The organism is Actinophytocola sp. KF-1, assembly GCF_054661535.1.
Map to the genome: position 1 here is coordinate 102762 of NZ_BAAFVK010000014.1, position 13241 is coordinate 116002.

The 13241-nt window shown below is 72.5% G+C and carries 11 protein-coding genes; 7 read left to right on the top strand and 4 right to left on the bottom strand.

The window, feature by feature from the left end; genetic code table 11:
• Position 1: 1 nt before the first annotated feature.
• From ACYQ77_RS35785 to ACYQ77_RS35800, 4 genes are read right to left on the bottom strand one after another with little or no spacing between them, the layout of a single operon-like run.
• Positions 2-1384 carry an NAD(P)/FAD-dependent oxidoreductase gene (locus ACYQ77_RS35785; RefSeq protein WP_459719671.1) on the bottom strand — a complete coding sequence of 461 codons (1383 nt, stop codon included), beginning with the start codon at positions 1382-1384 and terminating at the stop codon, positions 2-4.
• Positions 1381-2250, bottom strand: a complete 870-nt coding sequence (locus ACYQ77_RS35790; RefSeq protein ID WP_459719673.1) for a class I SAM-dependent methyltransferase — start codon at positions 2248-2250, stop codon at positions 1381-1383. The genes ACYQ77_RS35785 and ACYQ77_RS35790 overlap by 4 nt, the downstream gene beginning before the upstream one ends.
• Positions 2247-3920, bottom strand: coding sequence for a GH3 auxin-responsive promoter family protein (locus ACYQ77_RS35795; protein ID WP_459719675.1), 1674 nt, complete (start codon positions 3918-3920; stop codon positions 2247-2249). Before ACYQ77_RS35795 ends, ACYQ77_RS35790 begins: the two co-directional genes overlap by 4 nt.
• On the bottom strand, positions 3907-4524 hold the full coding sequence (locus ACYQ77_RS35800) for a hypothetical protein (protein ID WP_459719677.1): 618 nt from the start codon (positions 4522-4524) through the stop codon (positions 3907-3909). The genes ACYQ77_RS35795 and ACYQ77_RS35800 overlap by 14 nt, the downstream gene beginning before the upstream one ends.
• A gap of 440 nt (positions 4525-4964) precedes the next feature.
• Here ACYQ77_RS35800 and ACYQ77_RS35805 point away from each other — a divergent pair, with 440 nt between their 5' ends.
• The 7 genes from ACYQ77_RS35805 (at position 4965) to ACYQ77_RS35835 (ending at position 13205) form a co-directional block, all read left to right on the top strand.
• Positions 4965-5822 (top strand): L-tyrosine/L-tryptophan isonitrile synthase family protein, encoded by an 858-nt coding sequence (locus ACYQ77_RS35805; protein ID WP_459719680.1) that lies wholly within the window; start codon positions 4965-4967, stop codon positions 5820-5822.
• Positions 5822-6625 (top strand): TauD/TfdA dioxygenase family protein, encoded by an 804-nt coding sequence (locus ACYQ77_RS35810; RefSeq protein ID WP_459719682.1) that lies wholly within the window; start codon positions 5822-5824, stop codon positions 6623-6625. Before ACYQ77_RS35805 ends, ACYQ77_RS35810 begins: the two co-directional genes overlap by 1 nt.
• Positions 6626-6645: 20 nt before the next feature.
• The gene (locus ACYQ77_RS35815; RefSeq protein ID WP_459719684.1) at positions 6646-8415 is read left to right on the top strand and encodes an NAD(P)/FAD-dependent oxidoreductase; all 1770 of its coding nucleotides are present in this window, start codon (positions 6646-6648) and stop codon (positions 8413-8415) included.
• Between the two features lies 1 nt (position 8416).
• Entirely contained in the window at positions 8417-9898 is a 1482-nt protein-coding gene (locus tag ACYQ77_RS35820; RefSeq protein ID WP_459719687.1) for an FAD-binding oxidoreductase, read from the top strand.
• 3 nt (positions 9899-9901) lie between these two features.
• On the top strand, positions 9902-11128 hold the full coding sequence (locus ACYQ77_RS35825; protein ID WP_459719690.1) for a cation:proton antiporter: 1227 nt from the start codon (positions 9902-9904) through the stop codon (positions 11126-11128).
• Positions 11129-11205: 77 nt separating this feature from the next.
• Complete coding sequence (locus ACYQ77_RS35830; protein WP_459719693.1) at positions 11206-12339, top strand: NAD(P)/FAD-dependent oxidoreductase; 1134 nt, start codon at positions 11206-11208, stop codon at positions 12337-12339.
• A complete protein-coding gene (locus ACYQ77_RS35835) occupies positions 12336-13205 on the top strand; it encodes an RNA polymerase sigma-70 factor (RefSeq protein ID WP_459719696.1) in 870 nt (289 codons plus the stop codon). The genes ACYQ77_RS35830 and ACYQ77_RS35835 overlap by 4 nt, the downstream gene beginning before the upstream one ends.
• Positions 13206-13241 lie beyond the last annotated feature (36 nt).

Consider the following 13241-nt stretch of genomic DNA (forward strand, 5'->3'; position numbering starts at 1 on the left):
GTCAGACCTCCATCGCGGCGCGGAGTTCGGCCCGCGCCGGCCCGAACCCGGGGGCGGGTGGGTGGTCGGCGAGCACCCGCCGGACGCGGCCCGCGAAGGCGTCGTCCTCGAACACCTCCTCGGGGGTGCGCAGGCCCATGAGCACGCGGACGAGTCCGCGCCAGACGGTCGCGTCGTGCCGGGCGGCGCAGGCGACCGCGCGCACGCCGAGCCTGCCGCCTGCGGGCGCGGGCCGGCCGGACCACCGGGCGACCCGCTCGGTGGTCTCCGCGCACGCCTGCCGGTGCCACGGCGTGAACAGGTCCGTGGCGGCGCGGACGGCCTCCTTGCTCTGCGTGTCACCGACCTCGGGGTGCGCGCGCAGCACGTCGGCGAGCCGGAAGGCGTGGGCGACGGCCAGCGACAGGCCGCGGCCGAACACCGGGTCGGTGACGCAGGCCGCGTCACCGACGGGGAACAGGCCCGCGACCGGTTGTGGCCAGGCGGTGGCGAGCGCGCCGAAGGCGTTGGGCGGGTTGGTCATCGCGTGCACGCCGGACACCGGGACGGGGTCGTCGGCCAGCCAGTCCGCGATGTTCGGCGAGATCGCGGCGGCCGCGTGGAACACCTCGGGGTGCCGCAACGCCCGCAGCGCCCGGTCCTCGCTGTGCACGCCCAGCGCGACGGAGAAGTGGCCGCCGTCGCCCGGGTTCAGGATGCCCAGGACGTGCTCGCCGACGATGCCCGCGATGTTGCCGCGGTAGGGCGGGGCGGTTCCGCGCCGCCTGCGGTACACGCGGGAGTACGCGCGGGTCCGGGTGGGGACGACGCTGTCGGCGGCGAGGGGGATGCCGTGCGCGGCGAGCCAGGACCGTGCCTGCGCCCGGCGGCCGGTGGCGTCCACGACGACGTCCGCCGGGACGTGCTCGCCGCGGTCGGTGACGACCCCCGTGACCCGCGGTCCGGTCGCGGTCGTCAGGCCGCACACCCGTGTGCCGTACCGGATCGCGACCCCCGGCAGCGACCGCACGACCCGGTGCAGCACCAGTTCGAGGACCGTGCGGCGGCAGGCGAGACCGACCAGTTCGTCGTCGCCGTCGACGCGGCCGCCCAGGTGCGGCGGCATGGTCGACACCACGTCGAGCACCGACGCGCCCGCCGCGACGGCCGCGTCGAGCACCTGGGGTGCGCGGTGGCGCAGGACGGCCATCCCGACCGAGGTCAGCGTGTGGGCCTGCTGCGCGTGCGGGACCGACGGCCGCACCCACGTGCCGGCGACCTCGCCCGCCGGGCCCTCGGGTGGCGGGGCGGCGCGGTCGAGCACCAGCACGGCACGGCCCTGCCCGGCCGCCGCGAGCGCGGTGGCGAGCCCGGCGACGCTGCCGCCCACCACGACCAGTGTCATGGCCGCGCCTCCGCGGTTCGCCTGCCGTGCACGAAGAACACGCGCCGCACCCCGGTCCGGGACCGCGGCGGCACCGGGTCGGGCCAGCGGCCGAAGTCGGCGGCCGGTTCCCCGGGCTGGACCGCGGTCACGGCGAACCCGTGGCCGGCGAACAGGCCCTCGGGGTCGTCGGTACCGAAGAGCCACGGGCAGCCCCAGCCCGCGAACACGTCGAGCAGGCCGCGCATGTTCGGCAGGGTGAGGGCGTCGGCGTTGACGACGTCGGCGATCACGCGGCTGCCCGGCGCGGTCACGGCGGCCACCGCGTCCAGGATCGCGTGCACGTCGGCTTCCTCGACGTAGTACAGCAGTCCTTCGAGGAGCCAGGTCGACGGCGCCGACGGGTCGTAGCCCGCGCCGGTCAGCGCGCGGGTCCAGTCCGGGTCGCGCATGTCCACCGCGACCGCCGTGCGGTCCACAGTGGACTCGATGGCGCCGAGTACCGCGTGCTTCTCGGCCAGCACGGCGGGCCGGTCGACCTCGAAGAGCCGCACGTGGCCGGGCCACGGCAGCCGGAACGCGCGGGAGTCCATCCCGGCCGGTGCGATCACGACCTGCCGCATTCCGGGCTCGCGGGCGGCGCCGGTCAGCAGGTCGTCGAAGAACCGGGTCCTGATCGCGTTGTAGTCGGGGGTGCTGGGCAGGGTGCGTGCCGCGTCGGCGGGGAACGTCACCGCGCGCACCTCACCCAGCAACGCGGGCCCGAGGTCGCCCGCGAACGCCGCAGCGTACGGGTCGGCGTAGAGGCGGTCCGGGCGGGTCGTCTCGGCCGCGCGCAGGGCGGCCGTGAGCAGCGCGGTCCGCTCGACCGCGGTGAACCTGGTCATGGTCTTTCCCCTCCGGGGTGGTCGTCGGTGTCCAGGAGGCGTTGCCACGCCGCGGGATCCGTGCGGAAGACGCGGTCCTTGACCATCGCCGGGCGGACGCCCGCGGCGACGTCGGCGTGCCACCCGCGCACGAACGCGTCGGCGGGCAGCACGTGCAGGGCGGGTGGTCCGAGCCGCCCGGCGTCCCGCGCGGTGCGGTAGCCCGGCGCCGCGCCGAGCGCCTCGTCGAACACGGCGGCGAACCGGGTGGTCTCCGTCGTGTTCCACGGACCGGGTGGCGCGACCGCGACGGCGTAGCCACCACCGTCGGTCCCGGGTGGGCGGCAGGACACGTTGCGCACCTCGAGCCCGGTCGCGGCCGTCGCGGCGGCCACCGCGCGGATCACGTGCGCGTCCCGCAGCCGTTCGCCGGCCACCCCGCAGGTGGTGGCGCGCCCGGCGTACTCGACGCGCGGCACGCCCGCCGCGGTGTCGACGACCCGGACCACGTCGCCGACCGCGTACCGGTAGAGCCCGCCGACGTGGCTGAACACGACGTGGTACTCCCGCCCGGGTTCGAGCTCGTGCGGCGCGAGCGTGACCGCGTCCGGCGTGAGGTCGGTGTCCGCGTCGGCGAACTCGTACACCGACGCGGTCACCACGAGGCTGCCCGCGGACCCGTGGCGGTCCAGCGCGACCCCGACCGGTCCCTCGGACGCGGCGACGGGGGCGGGCAGCACCGACACGCCCGCGCCGAACTCCTCGCGCAGCCGGGGCAGGTACAGCGCCGCCACGCCCGTCGTCCAGCAGAAGATCACCCGCAGGCGCGGCCACACGAGCGCGGGCCGGACCGTGCCGGACCGCGCGGCCAACCGCTCCAGCTCGGCCGCGCGCCCGGGGTTCGGGTCCCGGTACGGCACCCCGCCGAGCGTGCCGTCCCGGATCTCCTTGAGGATGCGGGGCCACCACAGCCGCAGCTGGTGGGGCAGCGCGGCCACCATCGCCGGGTTGATCCCGATCACGCACCGCACGTCGCCCTCCACGGCGCGGCGCAGGCGCAGGTACTGCTTCTCCAGGTGGTCACCGGGATCGACGGGGGTCGTGAGGGTCTCCCAGGACGCGCGGCTGCCGGGCTCCGCCGAGAGCGGCTCGCCGAACGTGGTGCCGAAGTCGACTTGGCTGGCGCCGAGGTGCGGGCGGCCGTTCGGTGTGGTCCGCATGGCCGGCAACGGGTCGTGCTTGAGGTTCAGCACGGCGTCCGGCGCTGCGACGACCTCCGGGAAGTGCTCGGCCAGCGGCGCCCACGCCGCGTAGTAGAAGGGGAAGAACGTGGTACGCATGAACCGCCGGGTGACGGGCACCTTCTTGGGCGTGCCCGTGCTGCCGCTGCTGGTGAAGTACACGACCGGGTCGTCGGCGGTGAGCACGCCGCTCTCGCCGTTCGCCGCCCGGTCGATCCACGGCGAGAGCGCGGCGTAGTCGTGGACGGGCACGGCCCCGCGGAACTCGTCGAGCGTGCGGATCCGGTCGAACCCGTGCTCCCGGCCGAACTTCGTGTCCGCGTTGTGCGACAGCAGGTCGGCGAGCACGGCCCGCTGGTGGCCTGCGCCGTCGGCGAGCGCGGCGGACAGCCGGTCGCGTTCGGCGAAGACGCGTTCCCGGTAGCGGTGGACCCGGTCAGCCTCGCTCATCGGACAGCACCTCCCGCACGGTCCGCGCCGTGTCCGCGACGGTGCCGTCCCCGGGCAGGCGGGTCACCGGCAGGTCCCGCACCTCGTCGAGCATCAGCTTGTGCAGATCGGACTGGAAGGACTCGAACGCGATCCGGTCCGGGTGCGTGCCGTGGTGCTCGAGGCGGTTGACCCGCGCGCCACGCCCGCACCGGCGCCACGCCACCTCCGGGGCCACGTCGAGGTACAGGACGTGCCGGGGTTTCGGGAAGGTCCGCCACCACGCGAACACCGGGTGGTCGTCCCCGCCGATCAGCCCGCACTTCGCGAGGATCTTGTAGTAGTAGGAGTCCACCACCACGGGCGCGCCGCCGGGCGCGGCGAGCACCTGGTCACGCAGGTACACGACGGCGGTCTGCGCCAGGCTGAGGACGAAGTCGCTGGAGAACGCGGACCCGAGCCCGGGCAGGGCGTCGGCGACCAGCGCGTGCTTGAGCCGGGACAGGACGGCGTGTTCCCCGGCGACGAACGGCGAGTCGACGGACACCAGGTGCCAGTCCGGGACCGTGGCGCGCAGCTCTGCCATGACCGACGACTTGCCGGCGTAGTCCGGCCCGAGCAGCACCGAGAAGGCCGGTGTTTCGCTTGTCTGACAAGGAAAACCCATGCCGCTGCCTCGATTCGCCGTCGTGGACGTTCGATGTCAGCGGCCATTCTTCGCACCTCCGTCCACCGCCGACATCTCCTCCGTTGCTCTCGACGCCGACGCCCGCGGTGACCGGCCGGGGCGGCGCGGCACCGGCGGGCCGGCGGTCGCGCAGCGGGCACACGCGAGCACCGCGCGTGCGAGGTGTACACCAACAGAAGAAAAGCCGGGTGCCGTAGACATGGGAGGCGAGCCACTCGAAAGGTCGTGATCTGGACAGGGGGTCCCACATGCGACCTGCTCCAGCCCATTCACCAGACGACATCACCCGGCGGATCCTCCGGCTGGTCTTCGCGTTCCGGCGGTCTTCCGATCCCGCCGCTCCGTGTGCGGACGAGCCGTGCGAGACCTGTTTCGCCGTGCACCGCGAGACCGTCGGGCACTTCGTCGCCGCCGGGCAGCCGGTGCACTTCGTGCTGCCCGCGTTCCCCGCGAAGTCACGCAACCCCAACAAGGTGCTCGGCACGCTGCCGGACCTGGCGGAACACCTCGCCATCGGGTTCCTGGAATCCTTCTGCGACCAGATCTGCCACGTCTACCCACCCGGCGGGCGCATCACGATCTGCTCGGACGGGCACGTGTTCAGCGACGTGCTCGGCATCCCCGACGAGGACGTGCTGGCCTACCGTGCCGAGTTGCGGAGGATGATCCTGGCCACCGGTGGTGGTTCGGTGGACATCTACTCGCTCGACGACGCGTTCCCGGCCGGTTCGTTCGAGGAGAGAAGGGAAATCCTGCTGCGCCGGTACGCGCGGCCCGTCGAGGAGATCCGTGCGCAGGTCAAGACCGACCCCGCGAGACGGGCGCTGTTCAACGGGATCCACCGGTTCATGGTCGAGGACCAGACCGCGCTGCGCCCCGACCTGAGCCGCACGAAGCTCCGCACCCACTGCAAGGAGATGGCCTACCAGGTCATCCAGCGCAGCAACGCGTGGGGCGAGCTGGTCGGCGAGAAGTTCCCGGCGTCGGTGCGGCTCTCGATCCACCCGCAGGACAACCACGCGCAGAAGATCGGCTTCCACATGATCAGGACCGCGGACAGCTGGCTGACCCCGTGGCACGGCGTGGTCGTCGACGACGGCAGGAGGTTCACGCTCGTCAAGCGCAGCGACGCCGAGGACATGTCCGCGTCGCTGATCTGGCGCAACAGCAGGCCGAGTCACTTCGTCCGTCCCGCCGCGATGGACATGACCGAGACACTGGGGAAGGCCGCCTGATGACACGATCCGTCACACGACAGTACGTCCACACCGACCTGACGCCGTTCGGCCGCGTCGTCGAGACCGAACCGGGCGCCGACCTGCGTGCGCTCACCCCCGCACAGCTGCGCGACTGGACCATCGAGTCCAAAGTGGTCGTGCTGCGCGGGTTCGACCTGCTCGACCGGGACGACCTGGTGTCCTACTGCGAGAACTGGGGCGAGATCCTCACGTGGGACTTCGGCGCGGTGCTCGACCTCGTGGTGCGGGACGACCCGGCCAATTACCTGTTCGCCCGTGGCGACGTGCCGTTCCACTGGGACGGCGCGTTCGCGCGGGCCACCCCGAGCTTCTTCCTCTTCCAGTGCCTCGCCGCCCCGCCCGCGGGTTCCGGCGGCGAGACGGTGTTCTGCGACACCGCGGAGGTCGTGCGCCGCGCGACCCCGGAACTGCGGCGGACCTGGGAGTCGGTGCGGGTCACCTACCGCACGGACAAGGTCGCGCACTACGGCGGCAACGTGTCCCAGCCGCTGCTCGCCACCCACCCGGTCACCGGGGAGACCACCATCCGCTACGCGGAACCGCTCGACCCCGGCCGCTACCTGAACCCGCTCTTCCTCACCGTGTCCGGCATCCCGGCGCAGGACGCGGGCCCGTTCATGGCCGACCTCGCGGCACGGCTGCACGACCCCGCGGTCTGCTACCACCACGAGTGGCGGGCCGGCGACATCGTGATCGTCGACAATCACGCGCTCGTGCACGGCCGCAACGCCTTCCGCGGCGACCCGTCCCGGCACCTGCAGCGCATCCAGGTCATCTGAGCGACCCGAGGGGAAACACCATGAACGTCCAGCCCGAGTACGACGTGATCATCATGGGTGGCGGCCCCGCGGGGTCGACGCTCGGCGCGCTGCTGGCGCGGCAGACCGACCTGCGGGTGGCCATCTTCGAGAAGGAGGTGTTCCCGCGCGAGCACATCGGCGAGTCCTTCGCCCACCCGCTCATCCCGGTCCTCGAGGAGAGCGGGGCGCTGGAGAAGGTGCTCGCCAGCGAGTGCTGGGTGAAGAAGTACGGCGGCGTGTTCAACTGGGAGGACGGCGACCCGAAGGTCGCGTTCTTCGACCACGCCAACTGGGTCAACGACGGCGTGCACCGGTGGGCCATGCACGTCAACCGCGCCGAGTTCGACCACATCCTGCTCGACCACGCCGCCGAGTCCGGCGTGGACGTCTTCCAGGGCACGTCGGTGTCGACGTTCACACCGGCCGCCGACGGCTGCGTGGTCACGCTCAAGGACGGCACGACCGTGCGCGGCGGCTACTTCGTCGACGCGTCCGGGCGGCGCAACAGCATCGCGGCCAAGCAGAAGCGCGAGTGGCTGTCCGGCTACCGCAACATCGCCATCTGGCAGCACTTCCTCGGCGGGAAGACCGTGCAGTCGCTGCCCGAGGGCTGGAACGTCTTCCACGAGCCGAACGTGTCGCCGATCGGCTGCTTCGCCTTCCCCGACGGCTGGTGCTGGTACATCCCGGTGCCGAAGATCGTGCACGGCGAGCGGGTCGTCACCCACTCGATCGGCATCGTCACCAACCCGGCCGTGCTGAAGCTGCCCGGCCGGGACTTCACCAAGCAGGACGTGTTCATCGACACGGTGAAGCAGGTGCCGCTGCTCCGCGAGCTGATCCAGGACGTGACGCCGATCGCGGACAAGATGCTCACGGCCACCAACTACTCGATGATCAACGACCGGTTCGCGAACTTCGACGAGCGGTGGCTGCTCATCGGGGACGCGTCCTACTTCGTCGACCCGCTGTTCTCCTCCGGCGTCGCGTTCGCGGCCGCCCAGGCGAGCACCGCCGCGCTGCTGCTGAAGCAGACCTTCGACCCGGCCACCTCCGAGCGCGACGCCCGCGACCTGTGGCACGACTACGACGAGGGCTGGCACGGGATGGCGAAGACCTACGCGCTGTCCATCGACCAGTGGTACCACGCCATCGGCAAGAACAACCCGGGCAGCGTCTACTGGCAGAGCCGGGGCAACACGGTCGACCTCGGCATCCAGGAGCGCACCTTCGACGCGCTGCTGAACACCGGCTTCACCCCCGACCTGCTGCAGGTGATCACGAGCGGCAGCAGGCGGATGGCCGACCTCGACCGGAACGGCCCGTTCGCCGCGGCCGCCGCGCTCGCCGAGCCGGACGACCTGCGGCCGGACACGGAGGTCGTGTTCGCGCCCGGCGTGCGGGTGCGGCCGGGGCCCGGCCTGGACGTGCCGGGGTTCAAGGCGTTCATCCCGCCGCCGCCGTTCGACCTGCCGCGGCCGGTCAAGGAGGCGATCGCGCGGTACTGGGAGGACCCGATCGCGAACGGGCACCTCGCGCCGTCGCCGACCGCCGAACCCGTGGCCTGCAGGCGGTTCTCGACGGCGGCGCAGGAGGTCCGCGGCCTGGACCGCGACGGCGCGGCCGAGCTGGCCGACCTGCTGGCGCGCGGCCCGGTCCGCTACCAGGACCTGGTCGACCGGCTGACACTCCCCCAGCTGCAACTGTTCAAGCGCCTGTACCGGGCCGGCGTCGTGACGGTGGCCGAGCAGGGCAGGAAGGCGGCGTGACATGAACGCACACGAGGACGCGGTCGCCCGGTGGCGTGCGCTGCTCGGTGACGACGCCGTCACCGCCGACCAGGCAGGTCTGGACGCGTTGCTGCGCAACACGTCCGGGTACGACGGGTCGGTCGTGGCCGCGCTGCGCCCGGCGTCGGTCGACGACGTGGTCGCGATCGTGCGGATCGCCCGCGAGACCGGGGTGCCGCTCTACCCGTACAGCACGGGCAAGAACTGGGGTCTCGGGTCGCGGGTGCCGCCCGTCGGCGGTTGCGCGCTGCTCGACCTCGGGCGGCTGAACCGGATCCGCGTGGTCAACGAGAAGCACCACTACGCGATCATCGAACCCGGCGTGACGCAGCGGCAGCTCGGCGAGTACCTCCGCGAGCACGGGCTGCGGCTGCTGCTCAACGTCACCGGCTCGTCGCCGAAGTCCAGCGTGCTCGGCAACGCGATCGAGCGCGGCACCGGGTTCCGCAACCACCGCACCGAGGACGTCCGCGGCGTCGAGGTCGTGCTCGGCACCGGTGACCTCGTGCGCACCGGCTACTGGGGCGGCGACGGCGACAACGCCCGCGAGGCGCACCACTACAAGTACGGCATGGGCCCGTACCTGGACGGGTTGTTCACGCAGTCCAGCTACGGCGTGGTGACGGCCGCGGTGGTGAACCTGGTGCCCGCGCAGGAGGACATGCGGATGCTCATGTTCACCTTCCCCGACGCGCGGCTCGCCGACGCCATCGAGACCGTGTCCGGGCTGTTCCGGGACCGCACGCTGCGCTCGATCGTGCACGTCTTCAACGACAAGCGGATCCTCACCATGAGCAGCAGCACGCAGGCCGCCACCTGGACGGGCGTGACCGCGGTCGACGGCACCGCCAACTACGTGCGGTTCGCGCAGGAGGAGCTGCGCGCGGCCCTGGCGCCCCTGGGCGGCACGGTGACGTTCTTCTCCGCCGAGGACGTGGCGCGCGGCGTCGACCCGATGGTCGACGGCATGTTCCGCGTCCACAGTGGAGAGTCGAACGGGGTCTTCATGCAGGGCCTCTACCACACCCTCGGCGACGGGTCGGACGTCACGGATCCCGACGACCTCGACGCGACCCGGTACGGGATGCTCGCGTGCATGCCGTTCCTGCCGGCGGACGGGCAGGCGGTCACCGACGCCGTCGACCTGACCGAGAAGGTGTGCGCGCAGTACGGCCTGGTGCCCGCGATCGCCCTCAACCCGGTCGACGCGAACGCGCTCGAGTCGGTGATCAACGTGTACTTCGACACCACCGACGAGGCCGCCGTGCGGAACGCGCACGCGTGCAGTGCCGCGCTGCACCGCGCGCTGTACGAAGACGGGTTCCGCTTCTACCGCGTCGACATCGCGAACATGGCGTACCTGACCGGGCAGGACCTCCCGGTCTGGACCGCCGGTGCGCTGGTCAAGAACGCGCTCGACCCGGACCACGTCATCGCCCCCGGCCGCTACAGCAGGGTGTGACGCGTGGCGGCCGCGGCGAACGTCCAGGTGCTGCTGTCGGTCGGTGCCGTCGTGGTGAGCGTCCGTGCCGTCGGCTGGCTGGTCGCGAGGATCGGCCAGCCGAGGGTCATGGGCGAGATCATCGCGGGCATCCTGCTGGGGCCCAGCGTCCTCGGGCTGGTGTGGCCCGGGGCGCTGGAGTTCCTGTTCCCGTCCGGTGTGATCGGCGCGCTGAAGGTGCTGGCGCAGTTCGGGCTCGCCCTGTTCATGTTCCTGGTCGGGATGGAGCTGGACTTCCGGTCGCTGCGCGGCCAGGGCAGACGGGCGGTGGTGATCAGCCAGGCGTCGATCGTGGCGCCGATGCTGCTCGGCGCCGTGCTCGCGCTGGGGCTCTACCCTGCGCTCGGCGCGGGCGTGGACCGGGCCGGGTTCGTCCTGTTCATCGGCGCGGCGATGTCCATCACCGCGTTCCCGGTGCTGGCCAGGCTGCTGCAGGAGACCGGGTTGATCAGCACCCGCACCGGCGTCCTGGCGATGACGTGCGCGGCGATCGACGACGTGACCGCGTGGTGCCTGCTGGCCGTGGTCGTGGCGACCACGTCGTCGGCCGGGTTCACCGACGCCGTGCTGACCATCGTGTTCGCTGCGGTGTACGTGCTGGTGATGTTCCGCGGCGTCGCGCCGCTCCTCGCCCGGTTCGAGCGGGTGCCGCTGTGGGCGGTGCTGGCGCTGCTGCTGGTGAGCGCGTGGACCACCGAGCAGATCGGCATCCACGCCATCTTCGGCGGGTTCGTGGCCGGGGTGGTGATGCCGAGGCGCGAGCCGTGGCGCCGCGAGGTCCACGACCGGCTCGAGACCACGGTGACGCACCTGCTGCTGCCGGTGTTCTTCGTGGTCGTCGGCCTCGGCACCCGCGTCGACCTGCTGACCTCGCCCGCGCTGTGGGCCGTCACCGCGCTGGTGGTCGTGGTGGCCGTGGCCGGCAAGTTCGGCGGCGCGACCCTGGCGGCGCGCGCGGTCGGCGAGTCGTGGTCGTCGGCGACGACCATCGGGCTGCTGATGAACACCCGGGGGCTGACGGAGATCGTCATCCTCACCGTCGGCCTGGAACTGGGCATCATCACGCCGACCCTGTTCACCATCATGCTGCTGATGGCCCTGGTGACGACGCTGATGGCGACACCGCTGCTGCGGTTGACCGCTCAGCGCGGGCCGAGCCGGGAGGAGGCACCGGCACGCCCCGTCCTGTGACCCCGGTCACCGCGCTTCACGTTCGTGTCCGCCCGTCCCGTCTCGTGGTCGTCAACCGAGCGAAAAGGACGGACACCATGCACAGGATCGTGGTTCTCGGCGGTGGGTACACCGGCATGTCGGCGGCGTCGCACCTGGTGGGGCGCACCAGGCGGCGGGACGACGTGCGGATCACCGTGGTCAACGCGAGCGCCCGGTTCACCGAGCGGCTGCGGCTCCACCAGGTCGCGTCCGGGCAGGAGCTGCCCGAGCTGCGCATCCCGGACCTCCTGCCGGACGTCGACCTGGTGTGCGGCTGGGTCACCGCGGTGGACGTGGACGCGCGCACGGTGCGGGTCGACGACGAGCGGGTCGTCGAGTACGACACCCTGGTCTACGCGCTGGGTTCGGTGACCGACACGGCCACCGTGCCCGGCGTGGACGAGCACGCCTACACCCTCGACCACGCCGAGTCGCTGGCGCACCGGCTGGCCGGGCTGGCCGCCGGCACGGTCGCCGTCTGCGGCAGCGGGCTGACCGGCGTGGAGGCCGCGGCCGAGATCGCCGAACAGCACCCGGGTCTCGACGTGGTGCTGCTCGGGCGGGCGGAACCGGGTGCGGACATGGGGCAGAAGGCCAAGGCACACCTGGGTGCGGCGCTGCGGCGACTGGGGGTGCGGGTCCACAGTGGAGAGATCGTCAAGGTGCTGCCCGACGCGGTGCGGCTCGCGGGCGGCGAGACCGTCGCGGCGGACGTGGTGCTGTGGACGAGCGGCGTGCGCGTGCCCCGGCTGGCGCGGGGCCTCGAGGCCGACGACCGCGGCCGGATCGTCACGGACCCGGCGCTGCGGTCGGTGTCGCACCCGAACGTCTACGTGGTCGGGGACGCGGCGGCGGTCCGGCAGGGCTTCGGCCTGCTGCACGGCACGTGCCAGAGCGGCATGCCGACCGGGGTGCACGCGGCGGTGTCGATCGTGCGGGAGCTGAACGGCAAGGCGCCCAAGCCGTTCCGGTTCGGCTACTACCACACGCCGGTGAGCCTGGGCCGCGGCGACGCCGTGGTGCAGTTCACCAAACCGGACGGCACGCCGAGGAAGGTGTCGCTCACCGGGCGCCGCGCCGTCTGGTACAAGGAGACGGTGAGTTCCTCGCCGTGGCCGACGTTCCGCCGCATGACCAGGATGCCCAGGTCGGGCGCGATCTGGCCGCACGGTGGCCGCTACACGCGATGACCGTCTTCGACGAGCACCGCAATCTGCTCTTCTCCGTGGCCTACCGCGTCCTCGGGTCGGCGGCCGACGCCGAGGACGCGGTGCAGGACACGTGGGTGCGCTGGTCGGCGGCCGACCGCGGCGCGGTCGCCGACCCGAAGGCGTACCTGGTGCGGATCGTGACGAACGTGGCGATGGACCGGCTGCGGTCGGCGGCGCGGCAGCGCGAGACCTACGTCGGTCCGTGGCTGCCGGAACCGGTGATCACCGACGAGACCACCGACACCGAGTCGGTGTCGATGGCGCTGCTCGTGGTGCTGGAGTCGCTGACCCCGTTGGAGCGCGCGGTGTTCGTGCTCAAGGAGGCGTTCGGCTTCGGCTACGGCGAGATCGCCGAGGCGGTCGAACGCTCCGAGGACACCGTGCGCCAGGCGGCGCACCGGGCGCGCGGGCACGTACAGGCGCGCAGGCCCCGGTTCCACGCGGGCCGGGCGCGGCAGCGCGAGGTGACCGACCGGTTCTTCGCGGCCACGTCGGGCGGGGACATCAACGCGCTGATGCAGTTGCTGGCCCCGGACGTGACACTGTGGACGGACGGCGGCGGCAAGGTCCGCCAGGCCACCCGCCCGGTGACGGGCGCGGAACGCGTCGCGAAGTGGTTCGCGGGCGTCGCGACCCGGCCGTACGAGGGCGTCGACCCGGCGGACATGCGCGCCGAGGTGGTCGACCTGAACGGCACGCCGGGCATCGTGTTCCGCGGCTCCGGCCGGGTGATCGCGACCCTGACCCTCGACCTGGACGAGCAGGGCCGCGTGGCGGGCATCCACAACGTCGCCAACCCGGCCAAGCTCACCGCGATCGCCGACCGCACCGTCCACCGGCTCTGACGCGGGCCGAGCCGCCGAGGGCGTCGGGTGGCCGGG